Annotated in this window: 18 protein-coding genes and 1 pseudogene; 8 read left to right on the plus strand and 11 right to left on the minus strand. The window is 62.3% G+C overall.

Annotated features, from left to right (window positions below):
- Positions 1-32: 32 nt before the first annotated feature.
- Complete coding sequence (locus AC1PLA_RS05960) at positions 33-1,148, minus strand: acyltransferase family protein (protein ID WP_481105756.1); 1,116 nt, start codon at positions 1,146-1,148, stop codon at positions 33-35.
- A gap of 161 nt (positions 1,149-1,309) precedes the next feature.
- Here AC1PLA_RS05960 and AC1PLA_RS05965 point away from each other — a divergent pair, with 161 nt between their 5' ends.
- The 5 genes from AC1PLA_RS05965 (at position 1,310) to AC1PLA_RS05985 (ending at position 6,578) form a co-directional block, all read left to right on the plus strand.
- A complete protein-coding gene (locus AC1PLA_RS05965; protein WP_481105757.1) occupies positions 1,310-1,495 on the plus strand; it encodes a DUF2065 domain-containing protein in 186 nt (61 codons plus the stop codon).
- Positions 1,496-1,940: 445 nt separating this feature from the next.
- Entirely contained in the window at positions 1,941-3,233 is a 1,293-nt protein-coding gene (locus tag AC1PLA_RS05970) for an adenylosuccinate synthase (RefSeq protein WP_024938603.1), read from the plus strand.
- 175 nt (positions 3,234-3,408) lie between these two features.
- The gene (locus tag AC1PLA_RS05975) at positions 3,409-6,072 is read left to right on the plus strand and encodes a M1 family metallopeptidase (RefSeq protein WP_481105758.1); all 2,664 of its coding nucleotides are present in this window, start codon (positions 3,409-3,411) and stop codon (positions 6,070-6,072) included.
- A 79-nt stretch (positions 6,073-6,151) separates the two neighbouring features.
- A complete protein-coding gene (locus tag AC1PLA_RS05980) occupies positions 6,152-6,397 on the plus strand; it encodes a CopG family transcriptional regulator (protein WP_481105759.1) in 246 nt (81 codons plus the stop codon).
- Position 6,398: 1 nt separating this feature from the next.
- The gene (locus tag AC1PLA_RS05985; protein WP_481105760.1) at positions 6,399-6,578 is read left to right on the plus strand and encodes a type II toxin-antitoxin system RelE/ParE family toxin; all 180 of its coding nucleotides are present in this window, start codon (positions 6,399-6,401) and stop codon (positions 6,576-6,578) included.
- A 289-nt stretch (positions 6,579-6,867) separates the two neighbouring features.
- Here the strand turns inward: AC1PLA_RS05985 and AC1PLA_RS05990 are convergent, their stop codons facing one another.
- From AC1PLA_RS05990 to bdcA, 3 genes are all read right to left on the minus strand, one after another.
- Positions 6,868-8,193 (minus strand): Smlt3024 family type IV secretion system effector, encoded by a 1,326-nt coding sequence (locus AC1PLA_RS05990; RefSeq protein WP_481105761.1) that lies wholly within the window; start codon positions 8,191-8,193, stop codon positions 6,868-6,870.
- A gap of 25 nt (positions 8,194-8,218) precedes the next feature.
- A complete protein-coding gene (locus AC1PLA_RS05995) occupies positions 8,219-9,082 on the minus strand; it encodes a Smlt3025 familytype IV secretion system inhibitor (protein WP_481105762.1) in 864 nt (287 codons plus the stop codon).
- Positions 9,083-9,340: 258 nt separating this feature from the next.
- Complete coding sequence (gene bdcA, locus AC1PLA_RS06000) at positions 9,341-10,054, minus strand: SDR family oxidoreductase (protein ID WP_065046686.1); 714 nt, start codon at positions 10,052-10,054, stop codon at positions 9,341-9,343.
- 70 nt (positions 10,055-10,124) lie between these two features.
- On the opposite strand from bdcA, the gene AC1PLA_RS06005 reads away from it, so the two are divergent.
- Positions 10,125-10,715 (plus strand): TetR/AcrR family transcriptional regulator, encoded by a 591-nt coding sequence (locus AC1PLA_RS06005; RefSeq protein WP_481105763.1) that lies wholly within the window; start codon positions 10,125-10,127, stop codon positions 10,713-10,715.
- A gap of 325 nt (positions 10,716-11,040) precedes the next feature.
- Positions 11,041-11,575: pseudogene (locus AC1PLA_RS06010) on the plus strand (MarR family transcriptional regulator).
- A 159-nt stretch (positions 11,576-11,734) separates the two neighbouring features.
- Here the strand turns inward: AC1PLA_RS06010 and AC1PLA_RS06015 are convergent.
- The 6 genes from AC1PLA_RS06015 to hsdR all read right to left on the minus strand — a co-directional run bounded on the left by AC1PLA_RS06015 (position 11,735) and on the right by hsdR (position 22,316).
- Entirely contained in the window at positions 11,735-12,823 is a 1,089-nt protein-coding gene (locus tag AC1PLA_RS06015) for a hypothetical protein (protein ID WP_481105764.1), read from the minus strand.
- Complete coding sequence (locus AC1PLA_RS06020) at positions 12,823-14,493, minus strand: AAA family ATPase (RefSeq protein ID WP_481105765.1); 1,671 nt, start codon at positions 14,491-14,493, stop codon at positions 12,823-12,825. Before AC1PLA_RS06020 ends, AC1PLA_RS06015 begins: the two co-directional genes overlap by 1 nt.
- A gap of 109 nt (positions 14,494-14,602) precedes the next feature.
- Entirely contained in the window at positions 14,603-16,030 is a 1,428-nt protein-coding gene (locus tag AC1PLA_RS06025) for a restriction endonuclease subunit S (protein WP_481105766.1), read from the minus strand.
- A complete protein-coding gene (locus AC1PLA_RS06030) occupies positions 16,011-17,555 on the minus strand; it encodes a class I SAM-dependent DNA methyltransferase (RefSeq protein WP_481105767.1) in 1,545 nt (514 codons plus the stop codon). The genes AC1PLA_RS06025 and AC1PLA_RS06030 overlap by 20 nt, the downstream gene beginning before the upstream one ends.
- Entirely contained in the window at positions 17,552-18,754 is a 1,203-nt protein-coding gene (locus tag AC1PLA_RS06035) for a Fic family protein (RefSeq protein WP_481105768.1), read from the minus strand. Before AC1PLA_RS06035 ends, AC1PLA_RS06030 begins: the two co-directional genes overlap by 4 nt.
- An 88-nt stretch (positions 18,755-18,842) precedes the next feature.
- On the minus strand, positions 18,843-22,316 hold the full coding sequence (gene hsdR, locus AC1PLA_RS06040; protein WP_481105769.1) for a type I restriction-modification system endonuclease: 3,474 nt from the start codon (positions 22,314-22,316) through the stop codon (positions 18,843-18,845).
- A 577-nt stretch (positions 22,317-22,893) separates the two neighbouring features.
- Between hsdR and AC1PLA_RS06045 the strand changes: the two genes are divergently transcribed.
- On the plus strand, positions 22,894-23,154 hold the full coding sequence (locus AC1PLA_RS06045; protein ID WP_481076363.1) for an XAC0095 family protein: 261 nt from the start codon (positions 22,894-22,896) through the stop codon (positions 23,152-23,154).
- 285 nt (positions 23,155-23,439) lie between these two features.
- Here AC1PLA_RS06045 and AC1PLA_RS06050 read toward each other — a convergent pair whose 3' ends face one another.
- On the minus strand, positions 23,440-23,892 hold the full coding sequence (locus AC1PLA_RS06050; protein ID WP_481105770.1) for a hypothetical protein: 453 nt from the start codon (positions 23,890-23,892) through the stop codon (positions 23,440-23,442).
- Positions 23,893-23,909: the final 17 nt, after the last annotated feature.

Raw genomic sequence — 23,909 nt, forward strand, 5'->3', positions numbered from 1 at the left:
ATCGAGCACGACATCCGCTCAGGGTTGAGTGGTCAACGCTTGGCAATCGCGTTTGCTAGTGCGGTACGGTCGATCTTTGGCCCCAGCCGCTTGCCCATGGCAATGGCCGGCGCCTCAATGAATCTGTGCGTCAGCCACGCCATCGGCAACGTGACCAGTAGCGTCGCTGCTGCACACGCTGCATATGAGAGTGCTGGATTCGGCATCGTTTCTTGAATGCGCCGGAACAACGGCACAAGGATTGCGATCACCACCGGGTGGCCCAAGTAGATCGAATAACTGATCTTGCCAAGGAAGCCAGTCACTGCATTGACTATCAAGCGCAGCGGCGACTGCGACATGCCGACCAGCAATAGCGCATACATCAGTCCGCTGACGATCCAGCCCGCTGCGGGGGGGATCAATCCCAGTGTCTGCAGTGCAATGGCCCCTGCCAGGCCCAGTAGTCCGGCTGCAATCAACAACGTTCCCCATCGCCGCGCTTTTTCAGGCTGTGTCGCGCTGAATTTTTCGTAGGCAAAGAAGGTGCACAGGCCGATTGCGAAAACCGGCAGATGGCGTAACAAGCCGTAATCACCAATTAGCGCGGTGCCGAGCTCGCCCATCATTCCCGAAGCTGCCAGACCTGCAGCAACCAGCGTGCACACCGCCAGTGCCACCGCAGTGGTCAGGCTTCGGACGACTGCAAAAAGCAATGGAAATACCGCGTAAAAGAGCATTTCCACGCCGATGGCCCAGCTGGCCCAGACGATGCCGGTTTCCCATCCACGCACCAGATTGAAGGTGAACGACAGGTTCGCTGCGATTTCCGTCCAGTGATGGCCGGCATGTGCACCGCGGCCATCCCGATAGAGCGAGAAAGCCAGCCAGCAATAAAACAGTGGGGCGATCCGGAAGAACCGGTGCAAATAGAAGCTGAGCAGCGGTCTGCCGGTGGCCACGTGACGGGGCATCGTGTAACACAACGAAAATGCGCTGATGACGAAGAACAGCGCAACCCCGCTGCCGCCAGCCGACAGCACCGGCGTCAGTAATGGGCCCGGAGAAATAGCCGGTGCCGGCATTGCCATGACATGGAACAACACCACGTACAGGGCTGCCAGGCCGCGTAGTGCATCCAGAAAAACCAATCTGTCGTTCTTGATCATGCGTCCTTGCTCATGCAGAAAAGGGGGCAACCATAGACGCTGCTGCGCATCAGCTCAAATGGCACGTGCCACAACCGCTAAAAAGTGGTCATCGCGGCGCCGACGCATCTGCATCTCCCAACCGTGCACACTCCCATTCCCACGATGTCGCGGTACAGCCCATGCACGATTTCCTCGCCGCTCTCTGTCTGATCGCGGTCATCGAAGGCCTGCTGCTGTTTGCCGCGCCCACCGCCTGGAAGCGCATGGTCGAGCAACTGTTCAGTCTGCCCGCCGTGCAACTGCGTGCGATTGGTGGTGTGACGCTGGTGCTGGGCGCGATTGCACTGTGGATCGTGCGTCACTGAGTGGGTGGTCCATTCCGAGCGCAACGGCCAGCGCAGGAGCGCACCTGGGTGCGACGGATTCACCGGGAATGCCCGTCGCGCCCTGGTGCGCTCCTACGAGCCATTGGGATTGTCGCTACGGTGATCTTCCAGGCTAGGGGCCCTAGGGACCCTAGTGGCCCGCAGCGCTCGGAGCACCGCGCAACCGACGGCCAGCCGCAATCTGACCAGCCCCCGATCCGCCGGCCGCCAGGGGTAGTGCACGTCACCGGAAACCCGGATAATGCACAAAAGCCGGCCGGGCACGCTCACACAGGGCACCTCGTTCGGCTTTTTCCGTGTCAGGGCTTCACGCGCCGCTGCAACGCTCCCCGATGGAGCCGCGCGCCAGGCGGCGCCGCCAGCCGTGAACCGGTCCCATCCCGCGGCCCCGATGGCCGCAGCAAAACTCAGGAGTTCACCCGTCATGGGTCAGTCAGTTGTCGTGCTCGGTGCCCAGTGGGGCGATGAAGGCAAAGGCAAGATCGTCGATCTGCTTACCGAAGAGATCGGTGCGGTGGTCCGCTTTCAGGGTGGCCACAATGCCGGCCACACGCTCGTCATCAATGGCAAGAAGACCGTCTTGCATCTGATCCCGTCCGGCATCCTGCGCGACGACGCGCTGTGCCTGATCGGCAATGGCGTGGTGATCTCCCCGGCCGCGCTGATCAAGGAAATCAGCGAGCTGGAAGGTGCCGGCGTGGAAGTGCGCTCGCGCCTGAAGATCTCCCCGGCCGCGCCGTTGATCATGCCGTACCACATCGCCCTGGATCAGGCGCGCGAGAAGGCCGCCGGCGGCAAGGCCATCGGCACCACCGGCCGCGGTATCGGCCCGGCGTACGAAGACAAGGTTGCCCGCCGCGGCATCCGCATCGCCGACCTGCATTACCCGCCGCAGCTGGAAGAGCTGCTGCGCACCGCGCTGGATTACCACAACTTCGTGCTGACCAAGTACCTGGGCGTGGAAGCGGTGGACTTCCAGAAGACCTTCGACGAAGCGCTGGCCTTCGGCGACTACGTGCAGCCGATGAAGTCGGACGTGGCCGGCATCCTGCACGATCTGCGCAAGCAGGGGAAGCGCGTGCTGTTCGAAGGCGCACAGGGCGCGTTGCTGGACATCGACCACGGCACCTATCCGTACGTCACCAGCTCCAACACCACCGTCGGCGGCGCACTGGCCGGCACCGGCGTTGGCGCCGATGCGATCGACTACGTGCTGGGCATCGCCAAGGCCTACGCCACCCGCGTGGGTGGCGGCCCGTTCCCGACCGAGCTGGACGATGAAGTGGGCCAGGGCATCCGCGACCGCGGTGCCGAGTACGGCGCCTCCACCGGCCGCCCGCGCCGCTGCGGCTGGATGGACATCGTCGCGCTCAAGCGTGCGGTGGCCATCAACGGCATCTCCGGCCTGTGCATCACCAAGCTCGACGTGCTCGACGGCATGGAAAAGCTCAAGGTCTGCATCGCCTACGAATACCGCGGCAAGCGTACCGAATACGCCCCGCTGGACGCGCAGGGCTGGGAAGAGTGCACCCCGGTGTACCTGGAGTTCCCGGGCTGGACTGAAAACACCCACGGCATCACCGAGTGGGACAAGCTGCCGGTGGCGGCGCGTGCCTACCTGCGCGCGCTGGAAGAACTGGCCGGCTGCCCGATCTCGATCGTCTCCACCGGCCCGGATCGTGACCACACGATGGTGCTGCAGGATCCGTTCGCCTGATCGGCTGACGCCAGACGCGACATCGTCCAACGGCCCGGCTTGTCCGGGCCGTTGGCATTTGAGGATTGCTGAGATTTGCCATGACTTCCGGCGGTGCCTGCGCGCACTGTTCCGGCGGATCATCCGCGGCCTGGCGCCGCTTGCCCGCCCACTTCGCCCACATCGAGAATTTCCCATGCGTCTTCCCCTGGTGACCGCCATCGCACTGGCCCTGGTCGGTACAAGTCCGGCCGCCTGCGTGCTCGCCGCCGCGCCCGCACCGACGAGCGCCGCCGCCTCGTCCATCACCACCCAGTTGCCGCGCACGGCCAAGCCTACGCATTACGCGGTGGAGATCACGCCGCATGCCGACAAGATGACGTTCGACGGCAAGGTCGCCATCGACGTCAGCGTGCTGCAGGCCACCGACCGCATCGTGTTGCAGGCGGCCAACCTGAGCTTGGCGCGGGGCACGCTCACACAAAAAGGCGGCAAGCCGCAAGCTGCCAAGGTCAGCACCGATGCCGAGGCGCAGACCGCCACGTTCGCGTTCGACAAGCCGCTGGCAGTGGGCGAGTACGTGCTGTCCATCGACTACAGCGGCGTGATCAACACGCAGGCCAACGGCTTGTTCGCGCTGGATTACACCACCGCGCAAGGTGCGCGCCGCGCGTTGTTCACCCAGTTCGAAAACTCCGATGCGCGCCGCTTCATTCCCTCCTGGGACGAGCCCAACTTCAAGGCCACCTTCGACCTGGCGATCAATGCGCCGGCCGGGCAGATGGCGGTGAGCAACATGCCGGTGGCCTCGTCCAAGCCGGGCGCAAACGGGCGCACCCGCATCGCGTTCCAGACCTCGCCCAAGATGTCCACGTACCTGCTGTTCGTCAGCGTGGGCGATTTCGAGCGTGCCACCGTCACCGCCGACAACGGCACTGAGATCGGCGTGATCGCGCAGAAGGGCAAGGTGGGTCAGGCGCAGTTCGCGCTGGAATCCGGCCGCGACGTGCTGCACGAATACAACGCCTACTTCGGCATCCCGTACCCGCTGCCCAAGCTGGACAACATCGCCGCGCCCGGGCGCAGCCAGTTCTTCAGCGCCATGGAAAACTGGGGCGCGATCTTCACTTTCGAATACTCGTTGTTGCTGGATCCGGCGGTGGCCAACATCGACACCAAGCAAGGCGTGTTCACTGTCGCCGCGCATGAGATCGCGCACCAGTGGTTCGGTAACCTGGTGACCATGGCGTGGTGGGACGACCTGTGGCTCAACGAAGGTTTCGCCAACTGGATGGAGGCGCGCACCACGGCAAAACTGCATCCGGAATGGGATATCGACAAGACCGGCCCGGCGCTGAAGAGCCGCGCGGCGATGCGGCGCGATGCGTATGCGACCACCCACCCGGTGGTGCAGCACGTGGCCACCGTGGAGCAGGCCAGCCAGGCCTTCGACGCCATCACCTACCAGAAGGGCGAGGCGGTGATTGCCATGCTGGAAGATTACGTCGGCTCGGACCACTGGCGCACCGGCGTGCGCAGCTACATCAAGCAACACCAGTACGGCAACGCGGTGACCGACCAGTTGTGGCAGCAGATCGACGCGGTGGCCCCGGGCAAGCAATTCACCCAGGTGGCGCACGACTTCACGCTGCAGCCGGGCGTGCCGTTGATCAAGGCCAGCACCCGCTGCGTCGGCGGCCAGACCGCGGTGACGCTGGAGCAGGGCGAGTTCACGCTGGACCGCCCCGACAAGCAGCCGTTGCGCTGGCATGTGCCGGTGGTCCTGCGCAGCGGCGATGGCGCGCCGGTGCGCGTGCTGGTGGACGGCACCGCGCAGGTGCAGGTACCCGGCTGCGACGCACCGGTGGTGGTCAATGCCGGGCAAAAGGGCTACTTCCGCACCTTGTATGCGCCCGCGCAGTTCAAGGCGCTGACCGACAGGTTTGGACTGCTGCCGGTGGTGGACCAGGTGGGCGTGTTGAACGACACCAACGCACTGGCCGGTGCCGGCGTGCAGGCGCAGGCCGACGTGCTGGATCTCACCGCCCAGGTGGCGGCAGGCGCATCGCCCGATGTCTGGGACATGGTGGCCAGCATCTACGACGATGTGGATGGCAGCTTCGAGCGCGACCCGGCTGCGCGCGCGGCGTGGCGTGCCTATGCCGTACCGCGGCTGGCGGCTGAATTCGCAACGCTGGGCTGGGACAACCGCGCTGGCGATTCGGCGCAGATCCAGCAGTTGCGTACCCGCCTGATCGCCACCCTCAGCGACATGGGCGATGCCGCCGTGATCGCCGAGGCGCGCCGGCGCTTTGCCGCCTTCCAGGCCAACCCCGCCTCGCTGTCGCCGGAGCTGCGCGACAGCGTGCTGGGCGCGGTTGCGCACAATGCCGACGCCGCCACCTGGGACGCCTTGCATGCCTTGGCCAGGCAGGAAACCTCGTCGATGGTGCGCGACACCTATTACGACTTCCTCTCCATGCCCAACAACGAGGCACTGGCCAGGCGCGCGCTGGAACTGGCGTTGACAGCCGAGCCGGGCGCCACCACCGGTGCGAGCATGATCGACCGGGTCGCTTCCCGGCACCCGGAGCTTGCCTTCGACTTCGCGGTGGCGCATCGCACGCAGGTGGACACCCTGGTGGATTCCACCTCGCGTGCCCGCTATTACCCCGGCCTGGGCATGGACTCGGCCGAACTTGCCACCGCCGACCGGATCAAGGCCTATGCCGAGCAGTACATCGCACCCACCTCGCGGCAGGCCGCAGACAACGCCATCAACACGATCCAGACGCGGGTGAAGCTGCGGGCGGCATCGCTGCCGCAGATCAAGGCATGGTTGAAGGCGCGCAAGCGCTGAGTGTTGCGGTCATCGCAGCACATGGAACAGCCCGGTCTCGCCGGGCTTTACAACCATCCGTCTTCCAGACGAACTCAAGATGCGCGTTGCCGCAGCAGCGAAGCGGGGCGGCACGACGTCACATAGTTTCATCCTGGAAGCGATCGCCGAAAAGGCGGAATCGGTCGAGCGTCGTGCCGATTTCGATGCGGTTGCCGAGCAGCGTGATGCCGGCATCGTGGCGTCCGGGAAGACCATCGCCTGGGACGACATGCGTGGCTATCTGGAAAAGCGCATGGCCGGCGAGCCGGCAAAGCGTCCCACGGCCCGCAAACTAGCCCGGTAGCATGGCGCGTATCGAGCTGGCACCGGAGGTTGCACAAGATCTTGAGCGGATCTTCGACCAGCTCCAGCGCCATGAGGCCGCACATGTCGCAGCACGCCTGCACGAGATCATTGCGGCAATCGATGTGCTGGAAACCAATCCGCTGATCGGCCGGCCGGCGGCGACAAGTGCGAACTGGTGATCGGTCACGGCGCGCACGGCAATCTGGCGCTGTACTGCCATGTCGCGCAGATCGACACGGTGTTTGTGCTGGCCGTTCGCTCGCAACGTGAGGCGGGCTTTGCGGGGCCGTGATGTCGGCAGTTCCCTGATCGCTGTAGCCGGTGTCCCTGTTATTCGATGCACTGCCACCCGACCCGCACAAGCCGGTGCTGGAGATCGTCGCGCGCCACGCCGACGTTGCCAACCGGTATCGCCTGCACGCCATTGCCCAGAAGCCGCCGCAATGCCTCGCCACCCGCCTAGCGCCGTTATCCCATGCGCATCGACGCACTCTCACGCTGCCGGGTATCCATCTCCTGCTGCTGGCTCTGCGCCAACGCCTGTTGGCGATTGGTGCTGGCCACTTCCAGCTGCTGCAGCGACTGCTCCACCGGCGTCTGCACAGCCACATCGGTCGGCATATGGGCGCGCAGGTGCGCCGGGTTGTTCAACTCGCCCTGCACCACAAACACATTGCGGCCGGCCGGGCTGTCGGTCGTCTGTTGGCTAAGTACCACGTGGTCGGCCCGGTCCAGGTTATTCTGGCGGGCGAGGGTCATCACGCTGGCGATGAGGCGCTCGCTGTTCTCGTCCGGCGTGCGCCCGGCTTGCGCATCGATCGCATTCACGCCTGCGCGCACCTGCTGCAGCAATGCGTAGTCCCGGTGCTCAGGGCCGATATCGGCGAGTTTGGTGGGCGGCTGCATCCGATCGGGCAGCCCGTCGACCGATACCGTGAGCGGGCTGCGGGTAATGGAGCGGTGCGAATCGTCTTCGTGGAACTGCGCGGCTTTCTGCTGCCGTTCCAGACGCACGGCGCGGGCATCGTCGAGTTCGGCGATACGGCCGGGATGGGTTTCTTCGCGCATGGAAAGATGCCCGCCGCCTGCGCTGACGTTCATCCATTTCTGCTCTTTTTCAAAATACATCGCGTAGAAGCTGTTGCTGCCGATGACGTTGGGGTCGACGGCTGAGCGGCCTTCCAGCATCTGAATCGCTTCGGTGGTGCCGAGCTTGGCCAGGTACTGGCTGCCGGCCGCCAGTCCCATCTGCGCAAAGGTCTCGTAGCCCGTGTTTCTGATACGGGCAGCGCCGCCGTACTCGTTGTCGAGCATGTTGGCCCAGATCTGTTCCAGCTTTTGGGGGCCGCTTTTTTCCAATGCTGCTTGCAGGAGCACGCGGGGCGTCCAGCAGTTGGGGTCGAGCTCATGGTCCAGGAAGGCTTGGTCGTGTGCTCGCATGACGTCCTTGCCGGGAAGGTTCAGTGCCATATCCGGACGCTCTTTGTCGAACCAAGCTTGTCGAAGCTCAAAATCCTTCTTGAGCAGCGTTTGCCCGAACTCTTCCCACTGGCGTTCGCTCAATTCAGCATTGGCAAAGCGCGAGCCAGTATCGTGCTGTGTCTTGGCATAGTCTTGCGCGTAATTGTTAGCCACTTGCCCTGGCAAGCTGTCGTTGCGCACGACGCCTAATGCCAGCGTCCCATAGCCGTCTGCTCCATCAAGCTGCGAGAGATAGTTCCAATACAGCTCGCGATTGACTTTATTTGCATAGCTGGAAAGAATTTCCAGATCCTGCTCACTCAGTCCGCTCACCGGCTACTCCCTGTAAATACGCTAATCACCGAATTTTACTGCGGGTTAATACGCCTCTCACCGCATCTTCCATGCGCTTCCAGTCCTTCAGGAATGCACGCTTGTAGTTGAGACTGATGGAAAGTTTGTTTTCGATGTCAGAGAAGTAGTGGACGCAACTTGCAGCAACGGCACCTTTTTCATGGACCACTTCAGATCCCTCCAGCCGAACGCCATCTGCTCGAAATTTTTTGCTGTCGCACTTGATGAACGTGGTCAAATTGCCGCTGGAGTCGCGCACGACGTACCAGTCGTCTTCAAACGCAGGGTTGCGCGTCGGAGGCTCGCCGTGGTGGGCTTCATACGCTTTTACATATGCCGCCATCTTCTCCTCATCAATGGCATAGGGCGTTAATCCGAATGCTTCAGGCTGTGCGATGCGGAGATCGAGCCGGGCGACAGGATTGCCCCGCTCAACTGAGTCTGCCTCTGTACGCCTATCGTTTGACGAGAAACGCTCAAGCAATACCTCAATGGGAACACGGTCGACATAGTCGATAGACACGGAAATTTCTTTCCGAAAATCATTCGTACGCGGGTTGGCTCGTGCCCCAGGTGGAGTGGGGGTCATATCTGGCCATTCGATGACAAGCGTCACGCCTTCGCCCGGCCATGGTGCGATCTGGCTGTCCAGGTAGTTGGCGGGGATGCGGAAGGTGTTCGGCCCCAGCTTTACGTCAACCGGCGCGTCCGAATAGGTGTGCCCGTTGATGGTGCGGCCTGTGGTGACGGTGCCTGACATGGGGGAAGTCCTTTTTTGTTCGGGTGATGGCGTCCGTGCACAGGCACTGCCGGTCACGGCGACGGCGAGTGCAAGAGCCAGGCACCGGCCGGATGACATCATGTGCATTGGTCAATCCATTGCAGGGTTCGCCGCAACTATAGGCAACTTGGGATCAGCGCGACAGCAAGGGCCAAGCCTGCGATTGTCCGTGCCATGCGCCGCACGACATGGGAATGCGATCACGCTCTGCCGGAAGGAAAAGCGCGTGGATCAAAACGCGGGCGGTGCAACGGCAGCTCGCCACGTGTGCCGAAGAAGGACGTTTGCCGCCCTTGATCGCACTAACTGTCGAGCTGCAGCGTGGTCAACGCAGACGTCGCCGCGTCATGCCCCAAATGCACCATCGATCGTATGCATCGCCCCGGTGACAAAGCTCGCTTCCGGGCCGGCGAGCCAGGCCACCATGCCGGCCACTTCGTCGGCGCGGCCGTGGCGTTTGATCGCCATGAAGCTGTGCATCAGCTCTTTCATCGGCCCGTTTTCCGGGTTGGCGTCGGTATCGATCGGGCCCGGTTGCACCACGTTGATGGTGATGCCACGCGGCCCGAAGTCGCGGGCCAGCCCGCGCGCCAGCCCTTGCAGCGCGGATTTGCTCAGCGCGTAGGACGCCATGCCGGGCAGCGGCATGCGGTCGCCGTTGACCGAGCCAATCACGATGATCCGCCCGCCGGGCGGCATCTGCCGCGCGGCCTCCACGGCGGCGTGGTAGGGCGCGTGCACGTTGATGCGGAATAGCCGGTCCACCGCGTCCGGATCCTGGTCCAGGGCATCGCCGAACAAGGCGATGCCGGAGTTGACCACCAACACATCCAGCGGCCCGCTGCGGCGCACCGTATCGATGACCGCATCGCGGTCGGCGCTGTCGGCCAGCACCGCGGTGCTGCCGGTGTCACCGGCCAGGCGCTGCGCCGCCTCGGCAGAGCCGGCATAGGTAAACGTCACCCGCGCGCCCTCGGCCACGAAGCGCCGCACGATGGCGGCCCCAATCCCCCGGCTGCCACCGAGCACCAATACCGACTTGTCTTTGAACGCTGACATGCGCCACCTCGCAATTAATGTAGCGAGTAATACATAATAGATTTCGCCTGCCGTCAAGGATTTTGTAACAATGAATACAGAAAACTCCCGGGCGCGCGGCCGGCCGCGCGCATTCGACCCGGACCAAGCGGTCGCCACCGCGCAGCAGCTGTTCCATGCGCGCGGCTACGACGCACTGAGTGTGGCCGACCTCACCCAGGCACTGGGCATCAACCCGCCCAGTTTCTACGCCGCCTTCGGCAGCAAGGCTGGCCTGTATGCGCGCATCCTCGACCGCTACGCGCAGACCGGGGCCATCCCGCTGCCGCAGATCCTGGACACCGCCCGCCTGCTGGCGGACGTCCTGGCCGACGTACTGGAGCAGGCCGCCCGCTGCTACGCCGCAGACCCCGCCGCTACCGGCTGCCTGGTGCTGGAGGGCACGCGCAGCAACGACGCGCAGGCGCGCGAGGCGGCCTGCGGTTTTCATGTCGCAGCCCAGGAGTTGATTCGCTCCCACATCGCCAAGCAGTGCCCGCACGACGCAGACCGGCTGGCGGATTTCGTCAGCACCACCATGGCCGGGCTGTCCGCCAGCGCCCGGCATGGGCAGAGCCTAGAGCGTCTGCTGGCGAGTGCGCGCTTGGCGGGGGAGGGGATTCGGGTGGCGCTGCGGGGATAGGCAGAGTGCTTGGTTGCGGGGGGCAGTGGCGTTCTACTGTGGACCCACCTGCGTGCCAGCATGCCCACTGACGTGGTAGTCAAGCGCCGGTGGAGCAGTCACTGGCAAGGTTGCAAGAGTTCGAGGTGCACACCTTGGTGCAGAGGCAAAGCCAGGCGCAGGAGAGATCGCTGCCGCAGGAGGGGCTGAAGCCGCTGTGTCTGGCTTGCGCCGTTGAGCGGTAGACCCTCGTTTAGGTCAGAGCGTGCAGCTAAAGACTGCTCGCGAAACAGCTCGTTCGCCGGCTATTCCATATTCCGGAATATGGAATAAGGCGGGCCTGGCTGTGGAGCTGAAGCCCCTGGATCTGGTGGTGCTGTACAAGCAGGTCGCCCAGGTCAGCCAGGCCTGGACCTATGCATCCCTTGGAGAAGCGCTGGGCATGCGCCCTTCTCAGGTGCATCGCATCTTCAAGCGAGCGGTGGCATCCGGCTTGGCGCTGGAAAAAAGCCGCGGCGCGTTGGAGACGGTACGCACGGCGCTGCATGAGTTTGCGGTCCACGGCGTGCGCTATGCCTTTCCCGCCGTGATCGGGCCGCCGAAGCTTGGCATTCCTACGGCATTTGGCGTGCCCGCGCTGTCCACTGCGATTGCCAGCGCCCCAGGGCAGGCACCGGTGTGGCCAAGCGCGCAGGGCACGGCCAAAGGCCCCAGCTTGTCGCCGTTGTCGGCAGGTGCGCCCAACGCTGCGCTGGCCGACCCTGCCTTGCACCAACTGCTGGCGCTGCAGGACGCGCTGCGCAGCGGGCGCGCCCGCGAGCGAGCGAGCGCTCGCGGCGCGCTATCTCAAGCAGTCACTGGGGCTTGGCGATGCGGTCTGACGATTCCAATTTTCCGCATCTGCTTGTGATTGCGGATGCACTGGGCGAGCTTTGCGACCACGTGGTCTTCCTTGGCGGTGCAGTTGTTGGCCTGCGGGTGTCGGATTCATTGGCGGAGAACGCTAGTCAAGCATTCAGGTCACATCGTTCAGATCATCCCTAAGGGGAGAAAAATAACGCATTCATCTCAATATCGGCTGGAGCCTCGCCCTTTATCGTTTCGCGGAGGGCTTCACGCGCACCTTGCTCCATTTCGATCACTGCCATGTAAAGGCGCGCTCGCCAATAATTGAAGGGCGTAAGTCTCACCTTGCAGGCTCTGGCATTCGCACTGTGTCTCAGTCCTGCGAGAAATGCCGCCTCTGTTTCGACAGGGATATCTTCGAAAATCTTCTCGACCAGCGGTAAGAATTCTCCTTTCACGCGTGCCCTAATCTTGTAGATATCGTCCCAGGTTTGCAGCTTTTCTCTCCGGCACGGGCATTCGCTTGTGAGGCTGATGACGAGCTGCGGGAGGCCCGCATCCGAGGAAACTCCAACTTGGATTTCATCGGGGTGAACCATTTCGGTCCAGGGGTAGAAGCTTAGGCGTCTGTGTATTCCGTTAAAGAGCAGGTCCTTTGCTAACTTTGCTTTTGAGTTGCAGGTTTGACAGATGGGGATCAGGTTTCCCGGATGAATTCCATACAGCGGATATTTGTCCTTGGGAAGAATGTGATCATAAGGTCCGCGCCATTGCCCGTCCTCAGCGCTTGACCGCATCTGCGCCAGTGATTCTGTGCCGCAGACGCAACAAATGTTGCCATTTCCTGGCGGAGCGCTATCTCGAAAGCGCGAAAAGTGATCTGACACGGTCTCGCCGCAAGTTGTCTCTACTCCGTCCAGATCGGCAGTTCGCTCGTACAGGTGGACCGCCAACTGCTTCAGTTCCTTAAAAATCGTATCCGGAATAGCTACTAGAGGAACGGAGCGGTCTCCTAGGAAGTTGGTGGGCTCGATGTTCGCGTCTATGGCTGCTAATAGAGATGCCTTATCTGCATTCATTAGAGTAGAAACACTGGTGCAAAAATTAGAAATTTTCTCGACGGTAGGACCATTCCTGAAAACTGCAGCATAGAGCCCCTCCGGCATTTGATGTTCGTCGACGGGTCGCCCGTGTAGTGCAGAGATCACGACTTCTCTAAGTAATTGGTTAAGTCCGGTGAAAATTCTTGACGGCTCCAGGCATGGATTGATGCTTAAGAGCATTATTCGGACCCCAGTCGCTTGATCAGATAGGAGCGTTCCATCGAATCACCTAACGATTCTGTAAGCCAAGCTATTTTCTGATGCGTACTCATTTGCGAACTATCCAGCTTCGAACGGATTTCCGAAATGGCTGTATCGGAAATCGCTGCTTTCAGATCGAAGTGCTTCTTGATCAGTACATCGAATGATGCGCCGAACGTCTCGCTCGCGGGCAAGTCCATCGTCGTTGCTCCATCGGACCTCTGGAAATGAAAAACCGACTCCCGAGGTAATGACGAGACCAGGAAGGGTGAGTGAGAAGAAATGAGTGCTTGTGAAAAACCCGATTCGAGATTGGCGCGGCGGAAGTCCGAATGGAATCGCGTTCGCCAGCTCGGATTCAAATGTGTCTCGGGCTCGTCGAAAAGAAAAAGCGTTTCGGCATCGCCTAGCAGCAAGACAGCGCCGAGCGTCAACAATAGCTGAAGCTCGCCGTCGCTGAGATCGTCTATGGACACCGCGTCCTGGCCATTGGTCATCCACAACTCGCTCACGGACAGCGGCAGCTTTCCCTTGAGTGGCTTTTTGACGTGCCCCTGAAAGTTGTCGTGGCGCAGCTCCTTTTTCATATCTGAGGGCCATTCCGCAACGCCAAGCAGTTGTAGCTTGTAGAGCGATAGGAACCACGCGGCGGGATCTCGATGGTTCTCCTGAAGCCGCCGTTGAACCAGCGGATCTGTGTAGTCAATTTCAATGTCCGCGGCCAGATGATCAAGCTGATACCGTTCGTACTGCGCCTCCGAGGAGCGTGATGATCGCGGCGTCAGTTTTTCGCTCCCCGCTACTTCGATGAGTCGCTGAATATCACTCGCTGCATCTTTAGCGGCAGAATGGCCTCGGAGATCGTAGTGAAGAATCGCCCTTTGAGGGTGGCAGAATGGAATTTCGCTCCAGATCTCATTGCGCAGATTGTTGTCGAGCATTCCGATAATCGTGATCAGCAGCGAGGCGCAGTCATAGTCCAGGAAAATACTTCTCGGCGCGGGTGTGTCCCTATCATCCAAGGTGAAGATGTCTGCACTTAGTTCCTCTTCATTGAGTGCGAATATTCCCGGATGTCGCTTCAGATATTTTTTTTCAATTGCATCGGTGCTGCGCGATGCTGAGACGGCCAAGTTCAGCTCGTCCTGATGCCTTGAGCGGACCCGGATGACGTCATGGAACTGAACGGCATTTTTCAGGAACGGGCGCTGCAGATTCTCTGATAAGCCAGAGGCGTATCCGACAACTCGGGGTAGTCGAACCTCATTGAGGTTCACTGCCTCGCTGACCGCTTCCCATCTGACTTTATCAACCGCAGCTGGCGAGGGCGCGCGAAAATCGCGAAGGATCCTGATTTCTAGGCCTTCGCGAGTGTCGATGACATAACGGATCGGCGCTTCGATTTGAGGCGAGGTCAGCTCGTAGGTGACGCAGAACGTGAATCCAAGGCTGTCTCTGACCTTGAATTCAGGTCGCTGGCAGCGCTCGAGATAGGCAAAGATCTCGGCGATAAGCTCCATCACTTGAGATTTTCCCGAGCCGTTGGGGCCAATCAGGACACTTACGTCGTCCCGAGAGGATGAAAAATCGAATGTCTGGTCCTTAAGGCCTTTATAGGTGCCGATGAGCTCAAGACGGATCAGTTTCACTATGGCTCCTGATGGTGAACTTCCCTGAATGCTCTAACCCATTACGCTGGCGGCTTGTGCTGCGACCTAGTGCGGCGTTCCGGTCGTTACAAGACGGCACGTTGGGGCATTAGACCTTTTTGCGGCCGCGCTTTGGTTTGGGCGTGGCGGCGCGCTGGGTGCGGATGCGTTCCAGCAGCACGCTGGCCGGTTCGTCGCTGGGGTCCTGTGGCACCAGTTCGCCGCGGAAGGCCTTGGCGAGCAGACTCTGCGTCAGCGCGTCGATGCGCTGCTTGGCGGCGGCGACCTTGGCTTCCAACTGGTCGGTGTAGGCGAAGAGCTGTTCGACGCGGCGGACGATTTCGGCTTGCACTTCCCTTGGTGGCAAAGGAACAGGAAGCTCGGAAAGCTCTTTAAGGTTCAGAGTCTTCCTGGCAACTTCCCTTGAAGAACTCACTAGCCACCACTGAACTTTCGGGGAGGTAAGCCAGAGGAAAAGCCATTCGGGTGTCAGCTGAGACTGATCCACTGAGAGGCGCGCCACTGCCCGGGCGATGTTTACTGGGCGATCTTCGCGGACGATAGCTGCGCGCCCGATTGATCCGACAATAGACATCAGAACGTCCCCTCTCTGCACGCGAGAGCGGCGGTACTCATCATCTACTTCGCTAGCAATCTTCCTCAGATCATTCCAAGCAATAGTCCCATCTTCAATGTCGCATACACGAATCATGTCGACGCCGGATTCAACTTCGGACCCGGGTTGAACTACTCCGTAGCAAAGTCTCCGGGCTGAGTGGAGTACAGAATCTACTGGAGCGTGGCTCCACCCTTTCGGAAGATCGAATGTCTCGTCGTTCAACATGAAGCTTGAGCCTTTGGCTTCACTTTGATTCGTAATCACGCTGCTGCCGTCGAATGTTGTCCCGCTGGTTGCTGCGGTGAGAATTGACATGCGGAAGCGCTTGAGCAGGGCGGGGATGGCGTCGATGCGGGCCTTGAGGGTGTCGACCTGGGCCAGCAGCGCATCCAGCTTCTGCGCGATGCGCTTTTGCTCTGCCGCCGGTGGAACGGGAACTTTCAGTTCGGCCAGCTTCCCGCGCGCAATCCGCTTCCTCGTGGTCCCGGAAGCGTTGCGCGAAATTTCTTCGCGAATAGGCGAAGCGTTGAGCGTATGCATCAACCAGCGATGGCTGATATCGCGGCTTCCAGAACGAAAGACAGCAACGTCGACGACCGTCAGGCACCGTTGCGGAAGGCGAGGCATTAGACACGCTCGTCCAAGAGGGTCAGGCATTCGTGCAAGCAAGATGTCGCCTTCTTCAAGCGCGGTGCAATTCAATCGGTCGAATGTCTCATCGTTGACGTAACGAGAGGACTTGTCGATAAAGCGCCCGTCGCCAATGTCTGCGAGTTGTAGCAGGCGATTACGCCCGTTTGGATCTTGATCCTTACTTTCAATCCAGTCCCCGTCAGCAAAAACGCCGCCCTGGGCCTGAAGCTCGTTAAGTGAGGCAAAAGCCCACCCTTGCGGCAACTCACTCACCGTCCACCTCACTGCTGGTCACTTCCAGCCCCATCACCTCGGCCAGCAGCCGCTTCTGCTCCAGCGCTTCATCGCCGGCGCCCAGCGCCTGCATCAGTGCGTCGAGTTCGCGTAGGGCCTCGCTGAGTTCGGCCATCGCTTCGGCGGCAAGAACTTCGGGCGCGGGCAGGGTATTGGCATCGACGCTGTCGGCATCCTTGAGCCAGCTGATATCCAGCGAGTCGCCGCGCTCGACGATCTGGGTGCGGGTGAAGCAACGGAAGCGCCCTTGTTCACCTTCATCGGTGCGCGGGCTGGCGCCGTTGGGATCGCTGCCATAGGCCTCCTCGAACGGTTTGAGGTGCGTCGGCCCGAATGGGGTGCGCTTGCCGAAGCTGGGCATGTTGCTGCGCAGGTCGTGGACCCACGTCGCCTGCGTGCAGCCGGTGTCCTGGCGCGGGTTGGCGGCGGTGCCTTTCTGGAAGAAGAGGACATTGGTCTTGACGCCCTGTGCGTAGAAGATGCCGGTGGGCAGGCGCAGCAGGGTGTGCAGGGTGCACTTGTCCATCAGGTCGCGGCGAATCTCGGTACCGACGCCGGCCTCGAACAGCACGTTGTCCGGCAGCACCACGGCGGCGCGGCCACCGGGCTTCAGGCCACGGTAGATGTGCTGCAGGAAGGCGAGCTGCTTGTTGCTGGTCTTGTAGGTGAGGTCGTCACGGGTGGGTCCGCCGCCACCCTTGGCGGTGCCGAAGGGCGGGTTGGACAGGATGATGTCGGCCGGTGGCAGGTCCCTGCCTGCGGTGCCGAGGCTGTTGCCCAGGCGGATGGGACCGGCGCCTTCGCCGTTCATGCCGTGCAGCAGGCAGTTCATCAACGCCAGTCGGCGTGTCCCGGGGACGAGCTCCATGCCGACAAAGGCCTTTTCGCGCTGGAAACTGCGCTTCTTGGCGGTGATTTCGGGACCGTACAGATCGTCGTGTTGCGCTTTGATGTAGGCATCGGCGGCGATCAGGAAGCCCGCGGTGCCCGCGGCGGGATCCTGGATGACGTCGCCAAGCTGCGGCTTGATGCAATGGATGATCGAATCGATCAGCGCACGTGGGGTGAAGTACTGGCCAGCCCCGGACTTGGTCTCGTTGGCGTTCTTCTGCAACAGGCCTTCGTAAAGGTCGCCCAGGCCATCCTGGCGCGCGCTGAACCAGTCCAGCCCGTCCAGCGCGGTGACCAGCGTTTCCAGATGGCGCGGCTCCTTGAGCCGGGTCTGCGCGTCGGCGTAGATGGCCGCGATCATCGGATCGCTGCTCTGGCCCAGGTTCAGCAGCATTTGCCGGTAGTGGTTGAGCAGGTTGAGGCCAGACTTGCTTTTCAGGTCCGGCCAGCGGCTGCCTTCAGGCAGCTTGTGCTCGAAGTTGGGATTGTTCTGTACCTGCTCGTATTCCATCTTGACGAACAGCAGCAGCACCAGCTCGGTGACGTAATCGCTGTAGTTGATGCCGTCGTCGCGCAGGACGTCGCAGAGGTTCCAGAGTTTCTGGACGATGTCGTTATGGGTCATGGGGTGCTGCCTTGTTCTGAAGTGGTGCGGGCCGGCAGCGCGATGCTGGAGGCCGGCGTGTTGATGGCGTAACGGGTGCTGCGGCCACTGCCGGGCAGGCGGCGCAGGCAGCCTTTTTCCAGCAGGTCGGCCAGATGGCGGGTGGCGGTGGCCTTGGAGACCTTGGCCACGGCCTGGTATTGCGAGGCGCTGATGCCGTGTTCGAAGCCGCGCTCGCCGCCATCGAGCAGGCGGTTGAGCACCTTGACCTGTTCGGCCGACAGCGGCCGGGCGTGGTGTAGCTGCCAGAAGCGCGCCTTGGCCAGCACGCGGTCGATGCGGTGCAGGGCCTGTATGAGGCTGTCGTGCAGTGTGGTGAGGAACCAGTGCAGCCAGTGGGTGATGTCGAGCAGGCCTTTCTGGGTAGTTTCCAGGCTGCGGTAATAGCCGCTGCGGTCGGCGAGGATGCTGGCCGACAGTGCATGGAGATGGATCGCCTGCGGTTGCGCCTGGGCTAGGGCGAGATCGGTGAGTGCGCGGGTGAGGCGGCCATTGCCGTCGTCGAACGGGTGCAGAGTGACGAACCACAGATGGGCGATGCCGGCACGCAGCAGCGGGTCCAGCGTGGCGTCGGTGCGCGAGCTGGCGAACCAGTCGAGGAAGGCGGCGAGCTGGGCGTCCAGGCCGTCGCGCGGCGGGGCTTCGAAGTGGACGGTGGGGCGGTCGAGCCGGCCGGAGACAACCTGCATCGGCTCATCGCCACGCAGTGCGCCTATGCGGATGCGCGTGGGCAGCAGGCTGTCCTGTTCGGCAAACAGCCAGCGGTGCCATTGCAGCAGGCGGGGCAGGTCCAGCGGGGCGACGGCGTGGCCGGTGGCGTCTAGCATCAGCTCGGCCAGCCCCTCGCTGCGGCCAGTGGTGCGGCGCGGGCTGTCTTCGGCCAAGCCCAGATGGCGGGCCAGCGAGGAGCGTACCGAGCCGACATCCAGCCGCTCGCCCTCGATGGCCGAGGAGGTGACGATGTTGGAGAGCAGGGTGTCCAGCGCTTCGGCAGCCTGCTGGTCGCCGGCGACCGCGCCGGCCATGCCGAGCAGCTGGCCGTGGGCGTGCTGGCAGTCGCGCAGCAGTGCCGCCAGGGCATCGGCCTGCCAGTGGAAGCGAGGCCAGTCGGGCTGCTGCCAGATCCAGCGGGGGCGGAGTTCGGTTGTTCGGTTGGACATCGGTGAGCCGATTGGCTGGGATAATTGGCTCTCTGGATGAGCCGATTATCCCGGCTAATCGGCTCATACGCCAGTGTGAACTACCGACTCAGCCCGTCTGTTCCCACAGATGCTCGCCCAGATCGTCCAAGATTTGGTCCAGCCGGCCATCGAGCAGGCGGTCCAACTGGAGGGCGCCGCCGTCCCCGCTGAAGTTGCGTTGCACCGTGTCGCGGTCCATCACCACCTCGTGTATCAACTGCTGGGCCAGCCGCCTGAGCCAGCGCCGCTGCACCGGCGTCCAGCTGCGTTGGGCATAGATGCCCTGCATGGCCTTGTCGACACGCTGCTCGAACGGCACCAATGCCTCGCCCAGCGCGGCACGGCGGATGTAGCCGATGATGCTGGCAGCGACCTCCTGCTGGGTGCTGTCGCGCCACGCGCCGCGCAGGTGGGCCTCGCTGTAGCCGTGCTGGTCGAGCAGCAGGCGTACCTCACGCAGCTGGGCGCGGGTGAGGTCGCGGGGGCGGTTGACGATGACGCTGAGCGCGGCGGACTGATTGATCTGCTCGCGAATGAAGGCGTTGAAACTGTCCAGGTAATCGGCCGGGGCTTCGTTGACGCCGTAGTTCTGTGCGCGTTCGAGCAGGGTGTCAGTGTGTTCGGAAATGACAGGGTAGCGGTCCGTGCCCAGCAGCACGCCCACTTCGGCCAGTTGCTCCACCAGGCGCGGGTGTTCGCGGAGGAAGCTGGCCGCATTGCGCGCGCCGAGCTTGTGCAGGTGGGTGTGCAGCACGGCGGGCGCCACGCCCCAGGAGGTTTCCAGCTCGCTGAGCTTGTCGCGCAGATCCGGGCGCTGCTCGGCGCGATGCTGGGCCTTGCGCAGCACGCGCATGATGCGCTGGCTCAACTGGTCGAGCGCGTCGTCGGCATGGCTGCCGCCGTTGCTGCCGGGGGCATCGAAGCTGCGCTGCTGGCCGAGCTCGTGGACCAGCTGCTCGATGCTGATGTTGGGGTCCTTGACCAGCGGGCGCATGGTGTCGACGTCTTCGAGCGCGGCGTACAGATCGACCGGATCGAAGATGCGGAACACGGTCTTGCCGATGTCGTCGCAGCGGCGGGTGGCGCGGCCCTTCATCTGTTCGTAGAGGATGCGCGAGCGGACCCGGCGCATGAATACCAGGTTGGCGATACGCGGCACATCGATGCCGGTGGTCAGCAGGTCGACGGTGATGGCGATATTGGGGTAGCGCTCGTTCTTGTAGTTGCGGATCAGCTGGTCGACCTTGTCGCTTTTGCCGGTGATCACCGCAACGCTGGCCTGGTTGTAGTAATTGCCATGAACCTGTTTGAAGGCCTCGTCCAGCTGGTTCTTGACGCGTTCGGCGTGGGGCTGGCTGACGCAGAAGATCAGGGTCTTTTCCTCGCCGTCCGGGTCCAGTTCAATGGCAAGCTGCTCGCAGACGACCCGGTCGAAGTCTGCGGTGATCACACGCCGATTGAACGACTCGATATTGAAATCGAGTTCGTCTTCCAGGTCTGCGGTATCAACTTCGCCGGTCTGCGTGTTGATGACCCTGACGCGCTCGCCGCGATCGAAGTGGATGCCGTTCTTGCCGAGCGCGGTGGTGTAGCGGATGGGCGGCTCGTGGTCGATCAGCCAGTCATCTGCCACCGCTTCGCGGTAGCTGTAGGTGTAGATCGGCTTGCCGAAGATTTCGGTGGTGTGCTTGGCCGGCGTGGCGGTCAGGCCGATACGGCAGGCATCGAAGTAGTCGAGCACGCGGCGGTATTGCGACAGGTACTGCGCGTGGTCGCGCACGGCCAGCTCGCCTTCGGTCATTTCCTGGTCGAGCGTGTAACCGCGGTGGGCCTCGTCGACGACGATACAGTCGAAGGTGCCGATCGGAGGCGGGTCATCGGACTGGAAAATGCGCCGGACCATGGCCTGCACCGTGGCGACCTGCACGCGGGTCTCATCGGCGGTGCGGGTGTCGTCCAGACCATCGAGGTTGTAGATCTGCGCCAGCGTCTGGTTCTGCTCCAGCTGCATGTCCTGCATCGTCTCGGTGGCCTGGGTGCCGAGCGCGGAGCGGTCGACCAGGAACAGAACCCGGTGAAAGCGTTCGGCCTTGAGCAGACGGTAGATCAGGCCAATCATTGTGCGCGTCTTGCCGGTGCCGGTCGCCATCGCCAGCAGGCAGTTGCGTGAGCCCGATGCCAGCGCGCCTTCCACTGCCAGGATCGCGCGCTGCTGGTAGTCGCGCAGGTTGAGGTAGGCGAAGCCTTCCTGGGCCAGATCGCGCTCGGCTTGGTCGCGATCGCGGGTGAGCAGATCGGCGATGTCCTCGGGCGTGTGAAACTTCTGCAGCGGGCGCCGCAGATTGGCCGGTGAGCGCAGGTCGCGGAACCAGATGCCCGATTGCTCGGCCAGCTGTTTCACGAAAGGACGGCCATTGCAGGCGAATGCCAGCGGCACCTGGAAATGGCCACCCTGGCCGTCGGCCCAGCCTGCGATCGAGGTGGTGGCCGGGTAGGCGGGGGCCAGCTCGCCACGCATCACAAAGCCGCGCGCGTAGCGCTCGGCCTGGGGAATCCGGTCGGCAATGTTGATCTGCTTGCGCTTGGCCTCGACGACGGCGACCGGCATGAGGCCGGCAAACAGCACATAGTCGGCGTTGGCGCGCGGCACCTTGGTGGGCCACTCGGCAATGGCGAGATTGCGACCTTTTTCCGGGCGGATGCCCTTGGCGTAGGTGAGGTCGAGCGAGTCTGCTTCCCAGCCGGCCTCGCGCAGCTGTTGGTCGATCAGGATGCGGGTGAGGTCTTCGCTGAGGTCGAAGTTGTTGCTGGCCTGCTGGGTGGCGCCGGCGACCTGTTGGGTGGCGGCTTGGCGGGCGGTGTCCGGCTGTTGCAGGCTGGCGATGCGTTGTTCGAAGTCCTGGCGAAGCCGTTGCAGTTCCTGTTCGCGTTGGACTGCCAGCGCCGACTGCGCACGCGCTTCGACGTCCATCGCTTCGGCAAGCTCGGCGTTGAGCTTGGCTTCGCTGCTCTTGAGTTCGGCGAGCGCCTGGCTCTGATCGTGTTGCTGGCGGGCGGTATCCAGCTCCGCTTTCAGGCGATGGACCTCGGCCTGCACTTCACGCAACGGCGCGGCTGGATCCTTCGGGGGCAGGAAAGCACCCGCCTTGAATTCGGTGGCGTTCCTGCCGAAGGCCCGGTGGTACCAGACCGCTAGGTCGCGGGCGACCTTCAGGCCATCCATCGCTTCGCGGTGTTGCGTGGTGAAGCCGTGGGTCGCCTTGTTGCCCTCGACCCGCAGTACGTGGAACAGCTCCTGGATCCGCCGGTCCAGGCGCAGCTCGCGTGCGAGCTGGTAGATCAGATCCGCCTGGGTCGTCCGTTGGTCGTGGATGATGCCGGCGCGCCCAGCGAGATCCTGGGCAAGCGCTTCGGCGAACTGCCGGAGCTTGATCAGCGTGGTGTTGGGATCGCTGGCAAAGACCTGCTCGGCCATCGAGGCCAGTTTGAAGAAGACCGGATCGTGTTCCTGCAGGAAGGAAAAGTTGCTGTCGACAGTCACACGCGTATCCGTACTTGGCGCCCGGCGGGATGGCATCTCGCGGTAGCCATCATAGGTCACCGACGCTGCCGTGGTCATTCTAGCGCCGGATGCGATGGACCGATATGCGATGGCTTGGGCCGTCGCAGCGACCTTGTTGGCAACTGCGCAAGTTTTTCCTGTGAATTCCCAGTCTTTTGTCGACAACACAAGTCGTTGCCGCAATGAAATTCGGCGGCAGCATGGATGCTTCTGCCTGATGATTCGTTTGAAATGGGTCTACTGCCTATATGAAATTGCAGGTGCCGAAGGCCTTGACGGCGGTACTCCTTGACGACGGTAATCTGTAGTAGCACGATCACCCCACGGAGCCTCGAAACTCCGCTTACAGCGGTACCCACCTCCGACAAACCGGTGGGTTTTTTGTGCCTGCAAACTTTGTAGGCGCAACCGACGTGATGCTCTGCGTCGGGAGGGCGGCTAATACAACACCCGCAAGGGGAATACGCCCGCCGGCTGTAAGCGGTTTCGAGCCTCCCGACTTCCCGTCCGTCGCCTTGTGGCGGGCGGGCTGATTCCATGGAATGAGGAGCAGGCCATGTCGGACGTTGTACGAGATGCGCAGTCACACCCGGGCTACTACCTGCCAGAAGGCGCGCAATACCGCTTGCAGCAATTGCGCGACCACATGCGCTTTTTGGCGCGTTTGGCGCAGCCGCGCACGCAGGCCGAAGAGCAGGCGCGGCAGCCGGCTATCTGCATGGACGAGTTGGCGGTCTGTTTGGAGCTACTGGCGACGCAGGTGACCCATGTGCTGGAAGAGGTGCAATGGCCTGCGGCGGTGGAGCGCAAGGTGTGATGGCTGGCAGACAAAGACGGCAGGCTGATTGCGCAACCTGCCGTTGATCTTTTACCGATGTCTACTCGCTTAGAAGCAGAAACTGCCGCCCAGGCTGATGGTGTCGACGCATCCGTCGATGCCGTTGAACTCACGCTAGTGGCAGGTGTTCCTGACGCTCAGTTCCCAGCTGCTGATGAAGTCGTAGCCGAGGTTGACGCTGTAGCGGCAGTAGAATGCGTATGGACTGTTGAAGCAGCCTTAATCGTAGAAAGAGGGCCCGCCATGCGCTGCGTAAAGGGCGCTTCATTGTCCGTCCTTGCGCATGTGCCTTGGTTCCCACGTGCTCTCAGGGGCGTAAGGACCAACAATCCATGATGCCGTCCCTGGTATGACGCGCTTGCCCACAAAGAGGCGGCCCTTGTTCCCTTCAATCTCAAGACTGAAAGATGGAGGAACCTTTGGGTCACCGGGGTTCATGTACTTGGCGCCAGCGCGGGTCATCGCCTTGTCCATGTGGTACTTCACCCCGTTGAAGGGCAGTCCCATATGTTCGTAGCCGGGCCATTTGATCATTGCGCCCGCAATTCCGCCGCTCTCCTCGGAGCCGCCGCCAACGTAGAGCTCCACTTCGTATTGGTTGTCCGGCGTGTGGAAGGTGACTACCGTGCTCGTCGCACTGACGGACCAGCTGAAGACGGCAAGCGCTGCAAAAAGCGCTAGCGATCCAGCTCCCTTACTGAAGACTTGATCACGCATGACATCCCTCCTTGGTA

Source organism: Xanthomonas sp. NCPPB 1826, assembly GCF_056725285.1.